The following is a 19,408-nucleotide window of genomic DNA, read 5'->3' as shown; positions in this document are numbered from 1 at the left end:
TCTGAATATGAGTAATCCTCATGTTTGCAAAACGTGATAAACCCTCGTATTTTGTGAGTCAAGCCAGTTTCTCGAGGATCTTTCGGAGGAAGCTCATGCAAGGCAGGGTAGCCGCGAAGCTCGACCAGGAAATCGCAATGCCCCGGCGAGCGCCGACGCAGCAGCGCAGCCGCGAGCGGGTCGAGCGGATGCTTGCCGCCGCCGCGGCGCTGATCGCCGAGCAAGGCAGCGATGCCATGCGCATGGGCGAGGTGGCGGAAAGAGCAGGGGTGTCGATCGGCTCGCTCTACCAGTTCTTTCCCGACAAGCGGGCGATCGTCTGGGCGCTGGCCGAGCGCTACACCGCCGAAAGCCAGGCCTGCATCTCGGCGGCGCTGAAGGACGTCAGCGACGCCGAGGGGCTGAAGCGGGCGTTTTCGGAGCTGGTCGACATCTATTACGGGATGTTCCTGGCCGAACCGGTGATGCGCGACATCTGGTCGAGCACGCAGGCCGACAAGGCCTTGCGCGAACTCGAACTGGCCGACAGCCGGGCCAATGCCCGATTCCTCGTCGCGGTGCTGAAGCGGTTGCGTCCCGGCGCAGATACCGTGGCGATGGAGACGGCGGCGCTGCTAGTCTGGCAGATGGGCGAGGCGGTCATGCGGCTGGCGATCTCCGTCGACCGGGAGGAGGGCGACAGGCTGGTCGCGGCCTATAAGCGCATGGCGCTGCGGGAGCTGGTGGAAGGGTAGGTACAACCTGGTCGGGTTTCCCGCAGCGTCTGTGGCCAACAAAAAACCCGCCTCGGAGGCGGGTTTTTTGATCTGCGACACGTTTAGAAAGGCTTAGAGGCCGAAACCTTCGAAACGCTTCTTGAACTTCGACAGGCGGCCGCCGCGGTCGAGCAGGGTCTGCTGGCCGCCGGTCCAGGCCGGGTGCGTGGTCGGGTCGATGTCGAGGTTCATCGTGTCGCCTTCCTTGCCCCAGGTCGAGCGGGTCAGGTATTCGGTGCCGTCGGTCATGACGACCTTGATGGTGTGGTAGTCGGGATGGATATCGGCCTTCATTGTCGTGTTCCTGGCTTGCCGGCGCTGGTGACGGGCCGATGGCCTGCGTCGATGCGCCCCTTTTTAAAACTCGAAGCCGCAGCTAATGAAAAGCCACGGCTTCTAAAACGGTCGGCGAGCCTATACATCAGCCGGAATTGAATCACAAGGCCGCGGCAGGCGCATATTGAAGCGCATGACGAACACGCGGCCAGAGGAAACGCTCATGGCGGATATTGGTGTCAGTGGTGACGAGCGCAGGCGCTCGGTCCGGCCGCTCAGGAACCTTTTTCCGTACGTCATGCAGTACCGCAAACTGGCGGTCGGCGCGATCATATCGCTGATCGTTGCGGCAGGGACGACGCTGGCCCTGCCGATGGCCGTGCGGCGCATGATCGATCACGGCTTCCAGGCGGCGGGCACTACCTTCATTGCCGAGTATTTCGCCGCGCTGGTGCTGATGGCGGCCGTGCTGGCGGCGGCGTCCGCCAGCCGCTACTACTTCGTCATCACGCTCGGCGAGCGGGTCGTCGCCGACATCCGCCGCGATGTCTTCTCCCATGTCACGACGCTCTCGCCGGCCTTTTTCGATCGCTCGCAGTCGGGCGAGATCGTGTCGCGGCTTGCCGCGGATACCACGCAGGTGAAGTCGGCGGTCGGCGCCACGGCATCGGTCGCGCTGCGCAATCTCATCCTCGGCGTCGGTGCCGTGGCGATGATGGTCTTCACCAGCCCAAAACTGTCCGGCCTGGTACTGGCCGCCATCCCGCTGATCGTGCTGCCGCTCGTCGCCTTCGGCCGTTCGGTGCGGCGCAAGTCGCGGCTGGCGCAGGATACGCTGGCGGAAGCCACTGCCTATGCCAGCGAGCAGATCGGCGCCGTGCGCACGCTGCAGGCCTTCACCAACGAGAAGCTGGTGACGGGGCGCTTCTCGGCCGCCGTCGAGGCCGCCTTCGAGGCGGCGCGCACGTCGGTCTTCGCCCGCTCCTTTCTCACCTTCTTCGCCATCTTCATGATCTTTTCATCGGTGGTGGCGGTGCTCTGGTTCGGCTCGCGCGACGTGCTTGCCGGCACGATGTCGGCCGGCACGCTCGGCCAGTTCCTGCTCTATTCGGTGTTCGCCGCCGGCGCACTCGGCGCGCTGTCGGAAGTGTGGAGCGAGCTGTCGCAGGCGGCGGGCGCCGCCGAGCGTCTGACCGAGATCCTGGCCGAGAAGCCCGCCATTCAGGCGCCCGCAGATCCTCAGCCGCTGCCGGCCAAGGCCAAGGGCGCGATCAGCTTTGACGATGTCTCCTTCTCCTATCCGGCGCGGCCGGACCGGGCCGCCGTGCATGGGCTGAGCTTTCAGGTGAAGCCCGGCGAGACGGTGGCGATCGTTGGTCCTTCGGGCGCGGGAAAAAGCACCGTCTTCTCGCTTATCCTGCGCTTCTACGATCCGGAGAGCGGCCGTGTCGTCATCGACGGCGTCGATCTGCGCCAGGCCGATCCGGCCGCAATCCGCCAGCGCATCGCCATCGTGGCGCAGGACGTCACCATCTTCGCGGCCAGTGCTGCCGACAATATCGGCTTCGGCCGGCCGGGCGCCAGCGATGCCGAGATCGAGGCGGCGGCAAAGGCGGCGCTCGCCGACGAATTCATCGGCAAGCTTGAAAAGGGCTATGACAGCCAGGTCGGCGAGCGCGGTGTGACGCTTTCGGGCGGCCAGCGCCAGCGCGTGGCGATCGCCCGCGCCATTCTGCGCGACGCACCGATCCTGCTGCTCGACGAGGCGACCTCGGCGCTCGACGCCGAAAGCGAAACGCTGGTGCAGACGGCGCTGGAGCGGCTGATGCGCGGCCGCACCACCATCGTGATCGCCCACCGGCTGGCGACGGTGCTCAAGGCCGACCGGATCCTAGTCATGGACGGCGGACGCATCGTCGAGGAAGGCACGCATCAGAGCCTTGTCGCCAAGGGCGGCACCTATGCGCGGCTCGCCAAGCTGCAGTTCGAGACCGGAGCGAGCGCCTTCAAGGGCGCGGCGGAGTAGCGCCCGCCGGCAGGCGTTATCAGTCGCCGTACCGCTTGCGCAGGTGCTCGGTGAAGTAAACGGCGTTGAGCTTCTCGCCGGTGGCGCGCTCGAGCAGGTCCGGCGTCGACCAGCGCGAGCCCTGCGACCAGATCTTGGCGCGTCGCCACTCATTGATGGCGCTGAAGTCGCCCTTGGCGAGATCTCCGTCGGCTGACGGATGCTCCCTGGTCAAGGCGGCCCACTGCTGTGCCGCCATCATGGCGCCCAGGGTGTAGGACGGGAAATAGCCGAAGGCGGCGCCCGGCCAGTGCACGTCCTGCATCGGCCCGTCGGCCGGGTCGTCGATGGTCGACAGGCCGAGATAGTCGCGCATCTTGGCATCCCAGGCCTCCGGCAGGTCGGCGGCCTCCAGCCGTCCTGAGACGAGCTCCTGCTCGAGCTCGTAACGCAGGATGACATGCAGCGGATAGGTGACCTCGTCGGCGTCGACTCGGATGAAGCCGCGTTCCACATGATGGACATGCGGCAGGGTGTCGTCGATCGACCAGGCTTCGCCGAGATGCTTCTCGACAACCGGCAGCGCCCAGCGCCAGAAGGCGGGGTTGCGGCCGATCTGCTTCTCCACGAACAGGCTCTGGCTCTCATGCACGGCCATGCCGCGCGCCTTGCCGAGCGGCCAGTGCGACCAGGCTTTCGGCAGATTCTGTTCGTAAAGCGCGTGGCCGGTCTCGTGCAGCACTCCCATCAGCGCCGACAGGAAATCGGAAGTCTTGTAGCGGGTGGTGATGCGCACATCGGTCGGCACGCCGCCGCAGAAGGGATGGTGCGATACCGCCAGCGAGCCATGGGTGAGGTCGAAGCCGACCGCCGCCATCATGGCAAGACCAAGCTCGCGCTGCTTCTCGACGGCGTAGCTGCCGGAGAGCGGCTTGAGCGCGTGCTTCGCCAGCCGCGCATCCTGCATCGCCAGCGCATGCGGCAGGAAATCCTTGAGGAAAGCCTTCAGCTCGACAAACACCGGCGTGATGTCGGCGGCGCGGTTGCCGGGATCGTACTGCTCCATCAGCGCGTCATAGGGGGCGAGGCCGAGCGCCTCGGCGCGCAGCGCCGCTTCTTCCCGCACCAGCGTCACGACGCCTTCCAGTGCCGGCAGGAAGCCCGCCCAGTCATTCTTGGCGCGCAGGTCGCGCCAGAGCTGCTCGGAGCGCATGCGTGCCGTCGTCTGGCGCTCGACAAATTCGACCGGCAGGCAGGTGAGGTTGGTATATTGCCGGCGCAGTTCCCTCACCGCAGCCTGCTGCTCGTCGTTCAGCGGCTCGGCTTCGGCGGCGGCGATCCAGTCGCCGATCTCCGGGGCGGTAGCCTGGGCGTGCAGCATGCCGGCCAGGGCCGACATCGCCTCGGCGCGCTTCTCGCCGCCGCCAACCGACATGTGGGTCGCCTCGTCGGCGCCGAGGATAGCCAGCGCATGTTCCAGCGCTTCGAGCCTATGGCCGAGTAGATCGAGTTTTTGGAAGGACATGGATGGTTTCCGGCTGCAAAGGGGTTGGCGCGAAAAGATACCAAGGCGCGCAGCTTGGCAACCTTGATCCGCCCGTTCCGGATCAGCTTGTCTTGCCTTGCAACAGCGCTGCGTGATCAAAGGTTGGGGCCAACGAGCGGAGGGGACAATGATCGGCAATATCCTGACCGGGCTGGTGGCGCTGATCCACTGCTACATCGTCTATCTGGAGATGGTGCTGTGGGACACGCCGCGCGGCCACAAGGCGTTCAACCTCAAGCCGGACTTCGCCAGCGCCTCGAAAGTGCTCGCCGCCAACCAGGGGCTCTATAACGGCTTTCTTGCTACAGGCCTGATCTGGGGGCTCTATCTCGGCACCGGCGGGTTCCAAATCAAGATGTTCTTCCTGCTTTGCGTTGCCGTCGCCGGCCTCTATGGCGGGGCGACCGTCGGCCGCAAGATCCTGTTCGTCCAGACGCTGCCTGCGGTGCTTGCCATTATCGCGCTTTGGCTCGGCCGGTGACTGAAAAAAGGACGCCCTCGGGCCAGGTCCCTCGGGCGCCAGATCGTCCCTTCCTGGTCTCGAAACGGCAGTCGCGGACCGAAACCGCTCAGCCGTTCGGATAGTGACCGCCGTCGGCGCCGTCGCCCATCAGGAAGCCGCTGCCGGTATCGGTTCTCAGCTTCTGGTCGACATTGTCGAGACGGCGCAGCAGATCGTGATATTGCGCAGCCGGAATCCTGCCGTGATCCGAAGCGGCTACGTGCTCGGCCACCTGGCTGATGTGCGCGGCGCGCATATGCAGTTGCTGCGCTTCCGAGGCCGAGATGTCGTTTGCTTGCCGCGCGTCGGCGATGCCCTGATCCACACCCTGGACCTGCTCGATCAGGCTGGTCACCCGCGGTCCGGTGAAGTCGGTTGGATCGGTTGCGTCGAGAGCGCCCTTGTGATGTCCGGCGGCGTAGGCGCCGGCGAGCGGAGCGGCAATCAGAACCGCGGCGAGAGTTGCAGTCTTGAGAGATGTCAAAGCGCGCATGACGGCGCGTCCTCCTGCTGGGGAAGGAGCGGCCATCCCGCTCTGCTTCCGAGCTAGTGGGCCGTCCGGTTCCGTCGCGTCGCGATGGGAGGCATCGCCGGCGGTTCCCGGCCCTGCGCAGCAAATTAGGGCCGCCAAGTCGCCGAGTGTAATTAAAAAAAGATAATGTTTTCAGGCCTTGCCGGCGGGCTTCTGCGCGCTAGAGTTGAGCCTGCGAACAAATTCGCGTGAGTTCGCGTGATGCCGGATCAACGCTCGGTGAGCTTCAGTTCAATTCGGCGATTCTTGCTGCGCGCCTCATCCGTGTCGGCCGGATCGAGCGGCTGGAATTCGCCGAAGCCGGCGGCTACCAGCCGGTTCGCCGGCACGCCGTTCTCGATCAGGAACTTCACCACCGAGGTCGCACGGGCGGTCGACAGCTCCCAGTTGTCGCGATAGCGGCCGGTGCCGGACAAGGGCTTGTTGTCGGTGTGGCCATCGACGCGCAGCACCCAGCTGATCTCGGGCGGGATTTCCCTCTGCAGCTCGATGACGGCATCGGCGAGCTTCTTCATCTCGACCTTGCCGGCATCGTTGATCTCGTCGGAGCCGGTCGGGAACAGCACTTCCGACTGGAAGACGAAGCGGTCGCCGACGATGCGGATGTTCTCGCGGTCGGCGAGGATCTCGCGCAGTCGGCCGAAGAAATCGGAACGGTAGCGGTTGAGCTCCTGAACGCGCTGCGCCAGCGCCACGTTCAGGCGGCGGCCGAGATCGGCAATCTTGGTGTTGGACTCGCGGTCGCGCTGCTCGGACACGTTGAGCGCGTCCTCGAGCGCCGCGATCTGCTTGCGCAGTGCGGCGATCTGCTGGTTGAGGATCTCGACCTGGCTCAGCGCTTGCTGGCTGATCTGGCGCTGGTTGCTGAGTTCGCCGGACAGCGCGTCTGCCCGCTTGTTGGCCGCGTCGCCGGCGCCGGCACCCTGCTCCAGCAATTGCTGAAGACGGCTCTTTTCCGCCTCCGCCGCCGACAGCGAGGCCTGCAGATTGGCGAGCGTGTCTTCCTTGTCCTGGCTGTTCGAGCGCTCCAGCGCCAGCAACTGCGTCAGCTCGTTGATCTGCGAGTTGAGGCGGCTGAGCACCGTGTCCTTGCCGGAGATTTCGCGGCTGAGCAGGAATTGCGCCAACACGAAGACCGTCAGCAGGAACATGATGGCGAGCAGAAGCGTCGACAGCGCGTCGACGAAGCCGGGCCAGTAGTCGATGCGGCGATCGGCGCGCCGCCTTGCCAGCGCCACGTCAGTGCACTCCGGTCTTCTTCAGGGCGTCAGCGATCTTTTCCAGCGTGTTGCGCATCGCCTTCTGTTCGTCCGACTGCGCCTCGACCCAGTCGCGCATGATCTGCTGTTCGGAGCGCATGTTCTTGACCAGTCCGGAAATGCCGTCCGCGAGGTTGGCCATGGCGGTGGCGACGCGCGGGTTGGAGCCGCCGCCGTTTTCCTGCAGGCTGCGCAGCCGTTCCGACAGCAGGCGGATCTCCTCCGACGGCTCGGCGCGCGCCGATTCCGACACGACGATATCGGACGAGAGATCGGTGACCGAGGACAGCCAGTTCTCGAGTTCGGTGTAGAAGCGGGTCTGGGCGCGGCCGGCCTGCAGGTCGAGAAAGCCGAGCACCAGCGAGCCGGACAGGCCGAACAGCGAGGACGAGAAGGCCGTGCCCATGCCGGCGAGCGGCGCCGAGAGGCCCTGCTTCAGCGCGTCGAGCACGGCGGCGGCATCGCCGCTGCCGGGGTCGAGCGCCTCGATCGTCTCGCGGATTGAGGCGATGGTGTTGAGCAGGCCCCAGAAGGTGCCGAGCAGGCCGAGAAACACCAGCAGTCCGACAAGATAGCGCGAGGTGTCGCGGCTTTCATCGAGGCGCGTGGCGATGGAATCGAGCATGGTGCGCATCGAAGAGGTCGAGAAGGCGATCGTCGACGAGCGGCCGATCATCGCCTTCATCGGCGCCAGGAGCACCGGCTCGGTGGTCTCGGAGCCGGCGCGGAAGGAGTTGACCCAGCGCACCTCTCTGAACAGCCGGCCGACCTGGGCGAAGGCGAGCAGGATGCCGACGGCGAGCACGCCGATGATCAGCCCGTTGAGGCCGGGATTGCTGGAGAAGGCGGAGGAGATCTGGCGGGTGAGGATGGCGGCGATGAAGGCGACGATGACCAGGAAGATCACCATCGTGAGCAGGAAGACCTGCGGGCTCGACAGTTTGTGCGGATCGTAGACCAGGACATCCGAGCGCCTGCCGAAGGATCTGAGAAAAGCCATCCGTGCCCCGTTTCCGATGCCACCCGCCGCAGAATTGCCGCGACTCTAAACGGAATTGTGACCAAATTGAATGGTGCTTGACAATATCGCCCCGCGCGGGTCGTTTCAAAAACGGCTGATGACCAGACAGTCGACCATGGCGGCCAGGTGCAGCCCGGCGCCGGTGACGACGAAGCCATGCCAGACGGCATTGTGGAAGCGCAGGCCTTTCCAGGCAAAGAAGATGACGCCCAATGAATAGACGATGCCGCCCGCGACCAGCAGCATGACGGAGGCAGGCGGCAGCGTCGCGGCCAGCGGTCCGGCGAGCACGACGCCGCTCCAGCCGATGGCGAGATAGAAGAGGATCGCCAGCCGGTCGTAGCGCCCGGGCAGGAACATCTTGATGGCGATGCCCATTGCCGCCGCGCTCCACACGATAGCGATCATCGGCATGGCAAGCGCGGACGTGTGGAGCTGGGCCAGGAAAGGCGTGTAGGTGGCGGCGATCAGCAGATAGATCGCGGCATGGTCGAAGCGGCGCAGGATCCACTTCGCCGGCCACGAAATCGGCCACAAATTATAGGCCAGCGATACCGACAGCACGGTGAGCAGCGACACAACGTAGAAGACGGCGGCGACATACTCACCCGGGCCGGAATGGAAGGCGGCTAAAGCCAGGAAGGCAGAGCCGGCGGCGATCGCCAGCACGATGCCCACAGCATGGACGATGCCATCGGCGATCATCTCGGCGCGCGAATAGTGCCAGCGGCCGACAAAGGGGATTTCGATCGTTGTATTTGCGCGAGCGTCGTTCATGAATGATCCTGCAACCATAATCTGGGCAGTCGCGGATCAGTATTTCAAGCTTCGGTTGCGGTTTTGCGACGAGCGCGCTGCGCGTCCTTTCGACGCGCAAAGGAGGCTGCAGCCCTTTGATTTGCGCTTATCCGTTCCGAACCGGAGGTCAGCGAAATCGATTCCCGATTTCGGGGTGATGCGATAGGGGCGCTTCAGCGCGCAGCCAGCGGCTTCTTTACCGTCTTCAAGAGGGCGCGTTGGATAAGCTCGTTGCCGGCGACGATGGAGCCGGCCTCCAGCATGTCCTGCCCGCCATCCATATCCGAAACGAAGCCGCCCGCTTCACGGATGAGCAGGGCGCCGGCGGCGATGTCCCAGGCCGAAAGGCCGGTTTCCCAAAACCCGTCCATGCGGCCGGCCGCGACATAGGCGAGATCGAGCGAGGCTGAGCCAAGGCGGCGGACGCCGGAGACCTCGGCCATGACATTGCGCAACTCGATCAGGAAATTGCCGTGCTGGCCGCGCCCAAGATGCGGCACGCCGCAGCCGATCACGGCATCGGTGAGCTTGGCGCGTCCGGCGACGCGCAGCCGGCGGTCGTTCATGAAGGCGCCGCCGCCGCGCTCGGTGGTATAGAGCTCATCCATGGCCGGATTGTAGACGACACCGGCGACGATCTGGCCCTGGCGCTCGAGCGCGATCGAGACCGCGAAGAGCGGGATGCCGTGGAGGAAGTTGGTCGTGCCGTCGAGCGGGTCGACGATCCAGCGATGCTGGCCGTCCTCGCCGTCGACGGCGCCGCGCTCCTCCATCAGGAAGGCGTAGCCCGGCCGCGCCTTCGACAGTTCGGTAAAGACGATCTCTTCGGCCTTGCGGTCGGCCTGGCTGACATAGTCGCCAGGCCCCTTCATCGAGACCTGCAGGTTCTGCACCTCGCCGAAATCGCGCGACAGCGACCGGCCGGCCTTCATCGCGGCCTGGACCATGACGTTGAGGAGAGCGGAACGCGCCATTCTTCTTCTTCCTGTGTTGGCCGTTTTATTCTGCGCGACGCACGTAAGTGATCTCGTTGGTGTCGACGATGATGCGCTCGCCGGCCGAGATGAAGGGCGGCACCAGGACGCGGACACCGTTTTCCAGCACTGCAGGCTTGCAAGAGGACGCCGCCGTCTGGCCCTTCACCACGGGGTCGGCCTCGGTGATGGTCAGCGTCACCTGGTCGGGCAGCGAGATGCCGATCGGCCGCTCCTCGTAGAGCTGGACCGTGACCATCATGCCGTCCTGCAGGAAGGCGGCGCGCTCGCCGACGAAATCCTTGTTCAGTTCGAGCTGCTCGTAGCTTTCGGTGTCCATGAAAACCAGCGCGTCGCCCTGCTCGTAGAGGAAGGAGAAATCCTTCATCTCCAGCCGGATCTGCTCGACGGTCTCGGCCGAGCGGAAGCGCTCGTTGAGCTTGGTGCCGTTGATCAGGTTCTTCAGCTCGACCTGGTTGTAGGCGCCGCCCTTGCCGGGCTTCACGGTGTTGGTCTTGACCGCGACCCAGAGGCCGCCGTCATGCTCGATGACATAGCCGGGACGGATTTCGCTGCCACTGATCTTGGCCATGTTGAACTGATCCGGAATGAGATTTTTGGCGCGGAGCGCGCTTTGGCGCCTCCAAGACCACAAATCGCATTGAGTGGCAAGGGAGGCGTCGCGAACGCTCATGGAGATGGCCGCTGCCGTGAGCCGTCTTTTCAGGGCAGCCGGTTCGCCCTCTGCAGCGCCTGCTTGGTCTGACCGTCGTCGAGGCCCTGCAGGAAATCGTCCATCTGCGGGTCGATCAACCCGGCGCGCCGGGCGACGATATACCAGGCTCCGGCCAGGATCAGATCGGGGTCGGTACCGATGCCGCCCATATAGAGTTTGGCGAGGCGGTTCTGGGCGGCGACATTGCCGCCTTCGGCCGCGCGCCTCATCCAGGCAAAGCCCGATTTCAGGTCGCGATCGCCGCCGCGCCCCTCGATCATCCATGCGGCGAGGTCAAGTTGCGCGGTGTCGTAGTTCTGCCGGGCGGCCTGCGCCAGCAGGGTGCGTGCCTTGGCGTCGTCGCGCGGTTTGCCGCCGGCGCCGTTGGCGTAGATTTGCGCCATCGCATATTCGGCGTCGGCAAGGCCGGTACTGGCGGCGCGCTCATAATACACAGCCGCCTTGGCGATGCCGGCATCGCCCGGATCCTGCTGGACGAGCAATTGGGCGAAGTTGAACTGGGCCAGGCGGTTGCCCGCCTCGGCGGCGGCCTGCATCAGCGCATAGGCTTCCTTGGCGTCCTTCTTCACATAGCGTCCGTCGAGCAGCATCAGCGCATATTGGAACTGCGCCTCCGGCACGCCCTGCTCGGCGGCGAGCCCATACCATTTCGCGGCCTCTGCCGCGTTGAGTGGCACGCCCAGCCCACGCGACAGGATCTCGGCGACCAGTGTCTGCGCCGCGGGGTCGCCGTTCTTGGCCCGCACCATGGCAAGGTTGTAGGCGGTCTTATAGAGGCCGCGCTGGAAGGCGCCGTAGGCGGCGTCGGGGAGCTTGGCGCCGAAGCGATCGGGATTGATGGTATCGGCCGATGGCGGTTGAAGCGTTGCCGGCTGTGGCAGCGGTGTTTCGATCGGCTTATCGGCATGGGCCGCGCCAGTATTCGGGGCGGCAGCATTCGGGGCGCCGGTATTTGGGGCGCTTAAATTCGGAATGCTTGTATTCGAGGCGCCGCTAGCAGGGGCGCTTGTATCCGGCGCGCCCGTGTCGGGTGTGGTCGTGTCCGGTCTGGGCTGCGGCACCGGCGGGGTCTCGGCGGCCAGCGCAGCGGCCGCCTGGATCGTCAAGGCAGCGGCCAACGCCGCGAAGGAAAGCCGGGGCCAGCGCACGTCAGTCCTCGAAGCGCGGCGCGATTTGGTCGAGCAGCGCGTTGGCCGCGGCGACCGCCGCGTGCGGATCGAGTCCGTCGGCGAAGACGGCGCTGGAGAGCGCCACGAACTCGGCGCCGGTGGCTGCTACCGTTTCCACCGACGCAAGCTCGGAGCCGGCCATGACGATGCAAGGAATCTGGATCATCTGCGCCCACCATTCACCGAGAGCGAGATTGCGGTGGTGCGGCTCGGGCTTGTTGTCATAGCCGAAGCGGCCGAAGAACATGTAGTCGGGCCGCTCCTCGCCGAGCTCCAGCGCCTCGTCGCGGGTCTTGGCGCCGCCCGCGCCGACCATCATCCTGTCGGCCAAGCGCTCAATCGTTTCGGCCAGTTCCTGGCGGTTTGCCTCGACATGGATGCCATCGGCATGGACGCGGCCGGCGATGCGGCTGTCGCCGGCGATGATGACGGCGACGCCGGCGGCCTGCGCGATCGGCACGATCTTCTCGGCGAAGGCCTGGAAGGCGGCGTCATCCATGCCGTTTTCGGGCAGGATCAGCGAGGCGACGTCGCCGCCGTCGAAGGCGGTGCAGATGTGCTCGGGAGTCACAAGCGGCGGCGCGATCAGCACGATTCGGCAGCGATTGGGCGGGGTTGCTTCATTCATCGGTCTTCGATCCCGGTTTTCGCCTATGCCGGGCGAACATGGTGGCATTGCGGCATAGAGCAAAGCGTCCGGCTTGAACAGGAGGCGGGCGAAGATCGCCGCTGAAAAGCGTCGCGGCAGCAGCGGCTTGCGCAATCTTCAAGGACTGACAGACGGCCTGTTGAAGCTGCTGATGGACGCTAACGAAACGACCGCTAGGTTAGCAAGCGAAAGCACGGGAAGAGCATGGCGCAAAATATCTACGACAAGGCCGATTTCTTCGAAGGCTACAGCCGTCTGCATCGTTCGGTGGAAGGGTTGGACGGCGCGCCCGAGTGGCCGGTTCTGCGCGCCATGCTGCCGAAGGTGGGTGGTCTAAGCATCGTCGATCTCGGTTGCGGCTTCGGCTGGTTCTGCCGCTGGGCGCGGGCGCACGGAGCCAAGCAGGTTCTGGGCCTCGACCTGTCGGAAAGGATGCTCGCCCGAGCACGCGCCGCCGGCTCCGACGAAGCCATAGCCTATGAGCGCGTCGACCTCGACGAGCTGAGCCTGCCGAAGGCGCGCTTCGACCTCGCCTATAGCTCGCTTGCCCTGCATTATGTCAGCGATGCCGCGCGGCTGTTCGCGACGGTTTACCAGGCCCTGGTCCCTGGCGGGTTCTTCGTCTTCTCGACGGAGCATCCGATCTTCATGGCTCCAAGCAATCCGGGCTGGTCCGTGGACGCCGCAGGAAGGAACGTCTGGCCCGTCGATCAGTATCTGGTGGAAGGGCCGCGCACGACCGACTGGTTCTCCGAGGGCGTGGTGAAGCACCACCGCACACTCGGCACCACGCTCAACAACCTGATCCAGGCCGGGTTCACCATCGGCCGCGTGGAGGAATTCTGTCCAACTGAAGGGCAGATCGCCGCCAGGCCTGAACTGGCCAAAGAGGTCGAGCGGCCGATGTTTCTTCTGGTTCAGGCGCGGCGATGAGAGGTCGCCGGCATCGCCGGTGCGGGTGCGTCAAAGATCCAGCTTGTAGCCGATGTGGCTCGCCTTGAACCCGACCCGTTCGTAGAAGCGGTGCGCGTCGAGCCGGCTCTTGTTGGTCGTCAGTTGCACCACCCTGCAGCCGCGCTCGCGGCATCTTTCGATCGCCCATTCCAGCAGGCTATGCCCGAGCCCCTCTCCGCGCCGGCTCGCCGCGACGCGCACCGCCTCGATCTGGCCGCGCCAAGCGCCCTGCAACGACAGGCCTGGGATAAAACTGATCTGCAAGGTGCCGATGACTTCGGCGCCGTCCGTCATCACCGCCAGGAAATGGTTCGGGTTGCCGTCTATGGCCGCGAAGGCGTCCTGATAGGCTTGCGCCAAAGGCACGCTTGCATTCTCGCGGGCGCGGCCAAGCGCGTCATCGGCAAGCATCGCGACGATCGCCGCAAGATCGGCTTTTTCCGCGCGGCGGATCAGGACTTGGCTCATCGTCAAACCTCATGCTGGGCGGGTGACCTTATGCATGGCCCGCCGCCAGCCGCAAACTCGGCAGGCCGGATTACGGACAGTTGATCGCGCGCCGACCGGCTGACGGGCGCGCTTCGGCTATCGCGGTCTTTCGCTTTGTGGTCTATTGCAAGTCTCCCGCCATCCTCCAGCCGTTTCTTGTCCCCGTATTTCCCATGTCAGGCCTGCTCAGCGATCCCTGGTTCTATGCCGCCGCCATTCCGGCGGTCATCCTCGTCGGCCTGTCGAAGGGGGGCTTCGGCGGCGCCGTGGGCTTCGTCGGCGTGCCGCTGATGGCGCTGGCCATCCCGCCGGTGCAGGCGGCGGCCATCCTGCTGCCGATCCTTTGCCTGATGGACATCGTTTCGGTGTGGACATGGTGGGGCGTCTATGATCGCAAGATGCTGGTCGACATGATGCCCGGCGCCGTCATCGGCATCGGCCTCGGCTGGCTGACGGCGGCCCTGGTGACGGAGGAAATGGTGCGGCTGATCGTCGGCGCGGTCGCGCTGGTCTTCGTCCTGCGCTGGATCTATCTGCAGTTTCGCCACGGCGCCGACCACGAGGTGGAGCCGAACCGCATCGCGGCGGCGTTCTGGGGCATCGTTGCGGGCTTCACCAGCTTCGTCGCCCATGTCGGCGGCCCGCCCTTCCAGGTCTACGCGCTGCCAATCCGGCTCGACCCGAAGGTGCTGTCAGGGACGGCGGCGATCTTCTTCGCCGCTACCAACGCGCTGAAGCTCATTCCCTATTTCGCGCTTGGCCAGTTCGACAGCACCAATCTCACCGCATCGTTTGCGCTGATGCCGCTGGCGCCGCTTTCCACCATCGCCGGCGCCTGGCTGGTGCGCCGCATGCGGCCGGAGGTGTTTTACCCGTTCACATACGCGACGGTGGCGGTGGTGGCGCTCAAGCTGCTCTGGGACGGTATTGCCGGCCTGATTTAACGGGCAGGGCGGCGCACCGGCGCCGCCCGCTACAGAAGGATTAAGCGGCGCTCGGCACCAGCTGGCGGCCGCCGCCAAGCGCAAGCGCTGCGCCGGACGCGATCACCAGCACCATGCCGGCGAGGATGCCGATGTCGTGAAGCGTAGGCTTCAGCACCATGTCGGCGATGATCACCAGCATCACCGCGTAGTCGAAACGCGCCCAGCGCATCATGCGCTGGCCGATGGCGAGAACCGCCGGCGTCACGCCTTCGTTGGCGACCATGGCGCCCATCCGCTCGCCGGTCGGCTTGAAAACGAGCATGCCGATCGAGAAGGTCGTGGCGTAGCCGACAAGGCCGATGATGATCCACAGGTCGGAAAAGCCGACCCAGAAGCCGCACATGATCAGGCCGAAAATCAGGGTGAGCATCGACATCGGCGCGAAGAAGCGGCCGCCAAGCTCGCCGCTCGCCCGCATCGCTTGCAGCTTGTCCTGGATGTTGCCGGCGCGCTCGGCGAGCACGCCGAGCAGGAACAGGACGAAGCCGCCGCCGACCCACAGGATGGCCGAGACGACGTGAAGGAATTTGACGATCGAATACCAGTCCATGGTGTGCTCCTGCATTTCTTGATCGGTGACGGCGTCGACTGCGCCAGCCATTGAGAGGAGCGGGCGTTTAGCGCGGAGCGTGTTTCGAAACGATGTCGCGGCGGCGGGACCGATGTTTCGGCGCCGCCATATGCATCCAGGGCTGGATGGCGCGGGAGGGAGCCGGGCCGTCCCGTTCCGGCACAGGAAAAGTCCGTTCGCTTGAAAATTCCGCACGGCGTTAAGCCTTCATTAAGCTTTACAGGCGTTTACTAGGACCCATCCAGTTTGTCTGGATTCTTACCGAGTGGTTGGAGCCACTTTGTTTGACGCCTCCCTGTTAAACTCCTGAGAGCCGCCTTATCCGCGGCTCTTTTTTTGCTCGTTGGCCGCCGGCGGACAACGCGCCTCGGCGTTAACCGTTTGTTAAACATGCGCTTGCCTTCATGGGCATCGAAGCGCATTTTCAAGCCTCAGTCGTTTAAGGGTGCAGGACGTATCGGCAAGGATGCCGAATCGGCTTGCGGCAGTGCAGGGGCGTATCGATGAACGAGCCTTCGAAAGGCAGCGCGAAAACCATAAAGCTCGCGGAACGCCGGGTTTTCTCCCAGTCCTTCAAGCCACTTTACCAGGAGGGCATGGGCCTGGTCGAACAGGCGGCCGAATATCTTGACGGCAAGGGCAGGCTCGAAGCCAAGAAGCTGTCGCGCACGGCGGCGACGCTCTATGCGGCCGAATCGATGCGTCTTACCACGAGGCTGATGCAGGTCGCCTCCTGGCTGCTTTTGCAGCGCGCGGCCAATTCCGGCGAGATGACCCGCGACCAGGTCGCCTCGGAAAAATCCAAGGTGCGGCTCGATACCGCCTCCGCGCATGACGAGGCGCTGGGCTGGAGCGAATTGCCAAAGGACTTCCTGGACCTGGTGAGCCGGTCGCTGCGCCTGCAGGCGCTGGTGAAGCGCATGGACGAGGAGATCTACGGCGGCGCCATGAACGACACGCCGGCCGCCACCCGCCGCGCCAACCCGGTCTCCGATCAGATCAGCTTGCTGAACACGGCCTTCGCCCGCGGCTAACAGGCTGCTCCGCACGCTCTGATGGCCATCTGGCGCCGTTTTTTGCGCGTCCGGTCCTCGCGTACCAAAGCACGCTCCGCACCGGTTCTTGAAAACGCCGCCATATGACTCATCGGACCGAATTCTGAAGCACCCCGCCCTGCACAGGCTGTTTCTGGTTTGTTCACAATTCACTGGCATCGCCATGCGCCGCGGTTAGACTTGGCGCATGGGGGAAGCGATTCGCATCATCGGCATCGATCCGGGCCTGAGGCGCACCGGCTGGGGCATCGTCGAGAGCCTCGGCAATTCGCTGCGCTTCGTCGCCTCCGGCACCGTGCGTTCCGACGACAAGGCGCCGCTCGCAACAAGGCTCTGCCAATTGCATGATGGGCTCGCCGAGGTGCTGCACCAGGCCATGCCGCACGAGGCGGCGATCGAGCAGACCTTCGTCAACAAGGATGCCACAGCGACGCTGAAGCTCGGCCAGGCGCGCGGCATCGCCATGCTGGTGCCGGCGCGCGCCGGGCTGGCGGTCGCGGAATACGCGCCCAACGCGGTCAAGAAGGCGGTGATCGGCGTCGGTCACGGCGAGAAGAAGCAGATCCATATGATGGTGAAAGTGTTGATGCCGAAAGCGGTGTTCGAGACCGACGATGCCGCCGATGCCCTGGCCATCGCCATATGTCATGCGCATCACCGTCAAAGCGTCGCCTACCGAATGGCGGCGCTGGCCGGGTAGTGTTCTTGACTTGTTCTCATTTGCGCACTAAGTAATACCTTCGGAGTATTACCATGCGTGTGACCACCAAAGGGCAAGTCACGATCCCCAAACAAATAAGGGACCACTTGGGCATAGGCCCGGGTTCGGAGGTCCAGTTCGTGGCTACTGACGAGGGCGCCCGGCTTGTCGCCGTCAACGAAAACATTTCGGAGGAGGAAGCTGCCCGCAAATTTAAAGAGGTCCTCGGCAAGATGGAGGGGACGCTGGATTTGGGCGGCATGACGACGGACGAGTACATGGAGTGGTTGAGGGGACCACGTGAAAATCTCGACGTTGATTGACACCAACGTGCTCATTGACGTCTGGGGTCCGGCTGGGCCGCTGACGGAATGGTCTTCGTCCGCGATTATCTCCTGCCGACGCGATGGCGCGTTGGTCATCAACAGCATCGTCTGGTCCGAGCTTGCTCCCCTGGTTGCTTCCGAAGCAATGCTGAGGAAAGCAGGCTTGAAATGGATCGCGAGTTTTTGCCCTGGGAAGCCGCATTCTTGGCTGGGGTGGCACATTCCCGTTATCGGCGGGCCGGCGGTGTTCGAGAGCGGACCTTGCCGGATTTTTTCATTGGTGCTCATGCTGCCGTTGCTGGTCACCGCCTATTGACGCGCGACGCTCCTCGCTATCGCAGCTATTTCCCCGACCTCGAAATCGTCTCTCCGGAAACGCATCCATGAAGGCCAGGACATGATCGGCAAGCTGAAGGGCACGCTGGATGAGATCGACGAGGATTCCTGCGTCGTGGACGTGCACGGCGTCGGCTATGTCGCCCATTGCTCGGCGCGCACGCTTGCCGCGCTGCCGTCCCCCGGCGAGGCGGTGGTGCTGTTCATCGAGACCTATGTGCGCGAGGACATGATCCGGCTATACGGCTTTCAGACCCCGCTCGAGCGCGAGTGGTTCCGCCTTTTGATGAACAATGTGCAGGGCGTCGGCGCCAAGGTGGCGCTGGCCGTGCTGTCGACGCTGGCGCCGCCCGACCTCGCCAATGCGATCGCGTTGCGCGACATCGCCATGGTGTCGCGCGCACCGGGCGTCGGCAAGAAGGTGGCCGAGCGCATCGTCACCGAATTGCGCACCAAGGCGCCGGCCTATGCGGGCGCCGCCACCGGCACGATCAGCCTCAAGCAGGAGCTTGGCGAAGGCGTGGCGGCAGCACCCATCACCGACGCAGTCTCGGCGCTGGTCAATCTCGGCTATTCGCGCGACATCGCCGCCAATGCGGTGGCCGCGGCCCTAAAGTCGGCTGGCGAAGGGGCGGATGCCTCGAAGCTGATCCGCTTCGGCCTGAAGGAGCTGGCGCGGTGAGGTGGCGCTTGTCCCGGTCCTTGCCGTATGCAAGGAAGACCGCATGAGCCTTTCGCCCCGTCTCATTGCCCCCGACAAGCGCGGCGAGGATGCCGACCAGAGCTTGCGGCCGCAGTCGCTTGACGAGTTCGTCGGCCAGGCTGCGGCGCGTGCCAATCTCAAGGTCTTCGTCGATGCCGCCAAGAGCCGCGGCGAGGCGCTCGACCATGTGCTGTTCGTAGGCCCGCCGGGGCTCGGCAAGACGACGCTGGCGCAGATCATGGCGCGTGAGCTCGGCGTTAATTTCCGCTCTACGTCGGGGCCGGTTATCGCCAAGGCCGGCGACCTTGCGGCGCTGCTCACCAATCTCGAGGAGCGCGACGTGCTCTTCATCGACGAAATCCACCGGCTCAATCCGGCGGTGGAAGAAATCCTCTACCCGGCGATGGAGGATTTCCAGCTTGATCTCATCATCGGCGAGGGGCCGGCGGCGCGTTCGGTCAAAATCGATCTCGCCCGCTTCACGCTGGTTGCGGCGACAACCCGGCTCGGACTTTTGACGAATCCTCTGCGCGACCGTTTCGGCATCCCGGTCAGGCTCAATTTCTACACGGTCGAGGAGCTGGAGCAGATCGTGCGCCGCGGCGCCCGCATCCTCTCGATGCCGCTCGGTGACGACGGCGCGCTGGAGATCGCGCGCCGCGCTCGCGGCACGCCGCGCATTGCCGGACGTCTGTTGCGCCGGGTGCGAGACTTCGCCTCCGTCGCCGGAAACGGCCATGTCGATAAACGCATTGCCGACGAGGCGCTGACCAGGCTGGAAGTCGACGGGCTCGGCCTCGACGCGCTCGACCGCCGGTATCTCTCGATGATCGCCCGCAACTTCGGCGGCGGACCGGTCGGCATCGAGACGATCGCGGCTGGGCTGTCGGAACCGCGCGACGCCATCGAGGACATCATCGAGCCCTATCTGATCCAGCAGGGGTTCATCCAGCGCACGCCGCGCGGCCGCGTGCTGACCGCCAATGCCTGGCGGCATCTCGGCCTTGAAGCACCGAAAGACCTCGCGCAGCAGCAGATCAGCCTGTTCCAGGAAGAGTAACGGACA

22 protein-coding genes and 1 pseudogene are annotated in these 19,408 nt (G+C 64.8%); 11 read left to right on the top strand and 12 right to left on the bottom strand.

The genetic code is table 11. The features are described from left to right. The first annotated feature begins 95 nt into the window (after positions 1–95). Complete coding sequence (locus tag EOD29_RS16595; RefSeq protein ID WP_127247226.1) at positions 96–734, top strand: TetR/AcrR family transcriptional regulator; 639 nt, start codon at positions 96–98, stop codon at positions 732–734. A gap of 93 nt (positions 735–827) precedes the next feature. On the opposite strand, the gene rpmE is transcribed toward EOD29_RS16595, so the two are convergent. After that, positions 828–1,049: a 50S ribosomal protein L31 gene (rpmE, locus tag EOD29_RS16590; protein ID WP_040974396.1), complete on the bottom strand. Its 222-nt coding sequence runs from the start codon at positions 1,047–1,049 to the stop codon at positions 828–830. A 205-nt stretch (positions 1,050–1,254) separates the two neighbouring features. On the opposite strand from rpmE, the gene EOD29_RS16585 reads away from it, so the two are divergent. Continuing rightward, the gene (locus tag EOD29_RS16585; RefSeq protein WP_127247225.1) at positions 1,255–3,057 is read left to right on the top strand and encodes an ABC transporter transmembrane domain-containing protein; all 1,803 of its coding nucleotides are present in this window, start codon (positions 1,255–1,257) and stop codon (positions 3,055–3,057) included. A gap of 19 nt (positions 3,058–3,076) precedes the next feature. Here EOD29_RS16585 and EOD29_RS16580 read toward each other — a convergent pair whose 3' ends face one another. Next, positions 3,077–4,561, bottom strand: coding sequence for a carboxypeptidase M32 (locus EOD29_RS16580; protein WP_127247224.1), 1,485 nt, complete (start codon positions 4,559–4,561; stop codon positions 3,077–3,079). A gap of 148 nt (positions 4,562–4,709) precedes the next feature. On the opposite strand from EOD29_RS16580, the gene EOD29_RS16575 reads away from it, so the two are divergent. After that, on the top strand, positions 4,710–5,063 hold the full coding sequence (locus tag EOD29_RS16575) for a DUF1304 domain-containing protein (RefSeq protein WP_067001740.1): 354 nt from the start codon (positions 4,710–4,712) through the stop codon (positions 5,061–5,063). Positions 5,064–5,151: 88 nt separating this feature from the next. On the opposite strand, the gene EOD29_RS16570 is transcribed toward EOD29_RS16575, so the two are convergent. From EOD29_RS16570 to EOD29_RS16535, 8 genes are all read right to left on the bottom strand, one after another. Continuing rightward, positions 5,152–5,577, bottom strand: a complete 426-nt coding sequence (locus EOD29_RS16570) for a hypothetical protein (RefSeq protein WP_067001742.1) — start codon at positions 5,575–5,577, stop codon at positions 5,152–5,154. Between the two features lie 248 nt (positions 5,578–5,825). Beyond that, the gene (locus EOD29_RS16565) at positions 5,826–6,854 is read right to left on the bottom strand and encodes a peptidoglycan -binding protein (protein ID WP_067319478.1); all 1,029 of its coding nucleotides are present in this window, start codon (positions 6,852–6,854) and stop codon (positions 5,826–5,828) included. Between the two features lies 1 nt (position 6,855). After that, the gene (locus tag EOD29_RS16560; protein ID WP_067319476.1) at positions 6,856–7,875 is read right to left on the bottom strand and encodes a MotA/TolQ/ExbB proton channel family protein; all 1,020 of its coding nucleotides are present in this window, start codon (positions 7,873–7,875) and stop codon (positions 6,856–6,858) included. Positions 7,876–7,980: 105 nt separating this feature from the next. After that, a complete protein-coding gene (locus EOD29_RS16555) occupies positions 7,981–8,673 on the bottom strand; it encodes a hemolysin III family protein (protein ID WP_164750576.1) in 693 nt (230 codons plus the stop codon). A 194-nt stretch (positions 8,674–8,867) separates the two neighbouring features. Next, positions 8,868–9,668 carry an inositol monophosphatase family protein gene (locus EOD29_RS16550; RefSeq protein WP_067319472.1) on the bottom strand — a complete coding sequence of 267 codons (801 nt, stop codon included), beginning with the start codon at positions 9,666–9,668 and terminating at the stop codon, positions 8,868–8,870. Positions 9,669–9,693: 25 nt separating this feature from the next. Next, positions 9,694–10,260, bottom strand: a complete 567-nt coding sequence (gene efp, locus EOD29_RS16545; protein ID WP_127247223.1) for an elongation factor P — start codon at positions 10,258–10,260, stop codon at positions 9,694–9,696. Positions 10,261–10,391: 131 nt separating this feature from the next. Continuing rightward, positions 10,392–11,378, bottom strand: a complete 987-nt coding sequence (locus EOD29_RS16540; protein ID WP_095799966.1) for a tetratricopeptide repeat protein — start codon at positions 11,376–11,378, stop codon at positions 10,392–10,394. A gap of 175 nt (positions 11,379–11,553) precedes the next feature. After that, on the bottom strand, positions 11,554–12,201 hold the full coding sequence (locus EOD29_RS16535; RefSeq protein WP_127247222.1) for a thiamine phosphate synthase: 648 nt from the start codon (positions 12,199–12,201) through the stop codon (positions 11,554–11,556). A gap of 225 nt (positions 12,202–12,426) precedes the next feature. On the opposite strand from EOD29_RS16535, the gene EOD29_RS16530 reads away from it, so the two are divergent. Beyond that, positions 12,427–13,155 (top strand): class I SAM-dependent methyltransferase, encoded by a 729-nt coding sequence (locus EOD29_RS16530; protein ID WP_127247221.1) that lies wholly within the window; start codon positions 12,427–12,429, stop codon positions 13,153–13,155. A 30-nt stretch (positions 13,156–13,185) separates the two neighbouring features. Here the strand turns inward: EOD29_RS16530 and EOD29_RS16525 are convergent, their stop codons facing one another. Further along, the gene (locus EOD29_RS16525; RefSeq protein ID WP_127247220.1) at positions 13,186–13,644 is read right to left on the bottom strand and encodes a GNAT family N-acetyltransferase; all 459 of its coding nucleotides are present in this window, start codon (positions 13,642–13,644) and stop codon (positions 13,186–13,188) included. Between the two features lie 194 nt (positions 13,645–13,838). Here EOD29_RS16525 and EOD29_RS16520 point away from each other — a divergent pair, with 194 nt between their 5' ends. Beyond that, a complete protein-coding gene (locus EOD29_RS16520) occupies positions 13,839–14,609 on the top strand; it encodes a sulfite exporter TauE/SafE family protein (RefSeq protein WP_127247219.1) in 771 nt (256 codons plus the stop codon). Positions 14,610–14,649: 40 nt separating this feature from the next. Here EOD29_RS16520 and EOD29_RS16515 read toward each other — a convergent pair whose 3' ends face one another. Next, positions 14,650–15,201 carry a DUF2269 family protein gene (locus tag EOD29_RS16515; RefSeq protein ID WP_067319698.1) on the bottom strand — a complete coding sequence of 184 codons (552 nt, stop codon included), beginning with the start codon at positions 15,199–15,201 and terminating at the stop codon, positions 14,650–14,652. 524 nt (positions 15,202–15,725) lie between these two features. Here EOD29_RS16515 and EOD29_RS16510 point away from each other — a divergent pair. The 6 genes and pseudogenes from EOD29_RS16510 (at position 15,726) to ruvB (ending at position 19,402) form a co-directional block, all read left to right on the top strand. Continuing rightward, positions 15,726–16,256 (top strand): DUF1465 family protein, encoded by a 531-nt coding sequence (locus EOD29_RS16510; protein WP_095824088.1) that lies wholly within the window; start codon positions 15,726–15,728, stop codon positions 16,254–16,256. A gap of 208 nt (positions 16,257–16,464) precedes the next feature. Beyond that, complete coding sequence (gene ruvC, locus EOD29_RS16505) at positions 16,465–16,977, top strand: crossover junction endodeoxyribonuclease RuvC (RefSeq protein ID WP_067001770.1); 513 nt, start codon at positions 16,465–16,467, stop codon at positions 16,975–16,977. Positions 16,978–17,030: 53 nt separating this feature from the next. Then, entirely contained in the window at positions 17,031–17,300 is a 270-nt protein-coding gene (locus EOD29_RS16500; protein ID WP_067319466.1) for an AbrB/MazE/SpoVT family DNA-binding domain-containing protein, read from the top strand. Next, positions 17,278–17,690 (top strand): annotated as a pseudogene (locus tag EOD29_RS16495) (type II toxin-antitoxin system VapC family toxin). Before EOD29_RS16500 ends, EOD29_RS16495 begins: the two are co-directional and overlap by 23 nt. A gap of 10 nt (positions 17,691–17,700) precedes the next feature. Continuing rightward, on the top strand, positions 17,701–18,321 hold the full coding sequence (ruvA, locus tag EOD29_RS16490) for a Holliday junction branch migration protein RuvA (protein ID WP_095778095.1): 621 nt from the start codon (positions 17,701–17,703) through the stop codon (positions 18,319–18,321). A gap of 43 nt (positions 18,322–18,364) precedes the next feature. After that, on the top strand, positions 18,365–19,402 hold the full coding sequence (ruvB, locus tag EOD29_RS16485; protein WP_067002199.1) for a Holliday junction branch migration DNA helicase RuvB: 1,038 nt from the start codon (positions 18,365–18,367) through the stop codon (positions 19,400–19,402). Positions 19,403–19,408 lie beyond the last annotated feature (6 nt).

The sequence above is a fragment of the Mesorhizobium sp. M1A.T.Ca.IN.004.03.1.1 genome, assembly GCF_003997555.1.
Lineage (GTDB): Bacteria > Pseudomonadota > Alphaproteobacteria > Rhizobiales > Rhizobiaceae > Mesorhizobium.
Note: the sequence above shows the minus strand (reverse complement) of the source record. Positions and strands in the feature narration are given on the sequence as shown.

What these genes read in the sequence shown, in the direction of transcription:
- EOD29_RS16595 (WP_127247226.1), top strand. Translation starts at nt 96, where the DNA reads ATGCAAGGCAGGGTAGCCGCGAAGCTCGACCAGGAAATCGCAATGCCC.
- rpmE (WP_040974396.1), bottom strand. Translation starts at nt 1,049, where the DNA reads ATGAAGGCCGATATCCATCCCGACTACCACACCATCAAGGTCGTCATG.
- EOD29_RS16585 (WP_127247225.1), top strand. Translation starts at nt 1,255, where the DNA reads ATGGCGGATATTGGTGTCAGTGGTGACGAGCGCAGGCGCTCGGTCCGG.
- EOD29_RS16580 (WP_127247224.1), bottom strand. Translation starts at nt 4,561, where the DNA reads ATGTCCTTCCAAAAACTCGATCTACTCGGCCATAGGCTCGAAGCGCTG.
- EOD29_RS16575 (WP_067001740.1), top strand. Translation starts at nt 4,710, where the DNA reads ATGATCGGCAATATCCTGACCGGGCTGGTGGCGCTGATCCACTGCTAC.
- EOD29_RS16570 (WP_067001742.1), bottom strand. Translation starts at nt 5,577, where the DNA reads ATGCGCGCTTTGACATCTCTCAAGACTGCAACTCTCGCCGCGGTTCTG.
- EOD29_RS16560 (WP_067319476.1), bottom strand. Translation starts at nt 7,875, where the DNA reads ATGGCTTTTCTCAGATCCTTCGGCAGGCGCTCGGATGTCCTGGTCTAC.
- EOD29_RS16555 (WP_164750576.1), bottom strand. Translation starts at nt 8,673, where the DNA reads ATGAACGACGCTCGCGCAAATACAACGATCGAAATCCCCTTTGTCGGC.
- EOD29_RS16550 (WP_067319472.1), bottom strand. Translation starts at nt 9,668, where the DNA reads ATGGCGCGTTCCGCTCTCCTCAACGTCATGGTCCAGGCCGCGATGAAG.
- efp (WP_127247223.1), bottom strand. Translation starts at nt 10,260, where the DNA reads ATGGCCAAGATCAGTGGCAGCGAAATCCGTCCCGGCTATGTCATCGAG.
- EOD29_RS16535 (WP_127247222.1), bottom strand. Translation starts at nt 12,201, where the DNA reads ATGAATGAAGCAACCCCGCCCAATCGCTGCCGAATCGTGCTGATCGCG.
- EOD29_RS16530 (WP_127247221.1), top strand. Translation starts at nt 12,427, where the DNA reads ATGGCGCAAAATATCTACGACAAGGCCGATTTCTTCGAAGGCTACAGC.
- EOD29_RS16525 (WP_127247220.1), bottom strand. Translation starts at nt 13,644, where the DNA reads ATGAGCCAAGTCCTGATCCGCCGCGCGGAAAAAGCCGATCTTGCGGCG.
- EOD29_RS16520 (WP_127247219.1), top strand. Translation starts at nt 13,839, where the DNA reads ATGTCAGGCCTGCTCAGCGATCCCTGGTTCTATGCCGCCGCCATTCCG.
- EOD29_RS16515 (WP_067319698.1), bottom strand. Translation starts at nt 15,201, where the DNA reads ATGGACTGGTATTCGATCGTCAAATTCCTTCACGTCGTCTCGGCCATC.
- EOD29_RS16510 (WP_095824088.1), top strand. Translation starts at nt 15,726, where the DNA reads ATGAACGAGCCTTCGAAAGGCAGCGCGAAAACCATAAAGCTCGCGGAA.
- ruvC (WP_067001770.1), top strand. Translation starts at nt 16,465, where the DNA reads ATGGGGGAAGCGATTCGCATCATCGGCATCGATCCGGGCCTGAGGCGC.
- EOD29_RS16500 (WP_067319466.1), top strand. Translation starts at nt 17,031, where the DNA reads ATGCGTGTGACCACCAAAGGGCAAGTCACGATCCCCAAACAAATAAGG.
- ruvA (WP_095778095.1), top strand. Translation starts at nt 17,701, where the DNA reads ATGATCGGCAAGCTGAAGGGCACGCTGGATGAGATCGACGAGGATTCC.
- ruvB (WP_067002199.1), top strand. Translation starts at nt 18,365, where the DNA reads ATGAGCCTTTCGCCCCGTCTCATTGCCCCCGACAAGCGCGGCGAGGAT.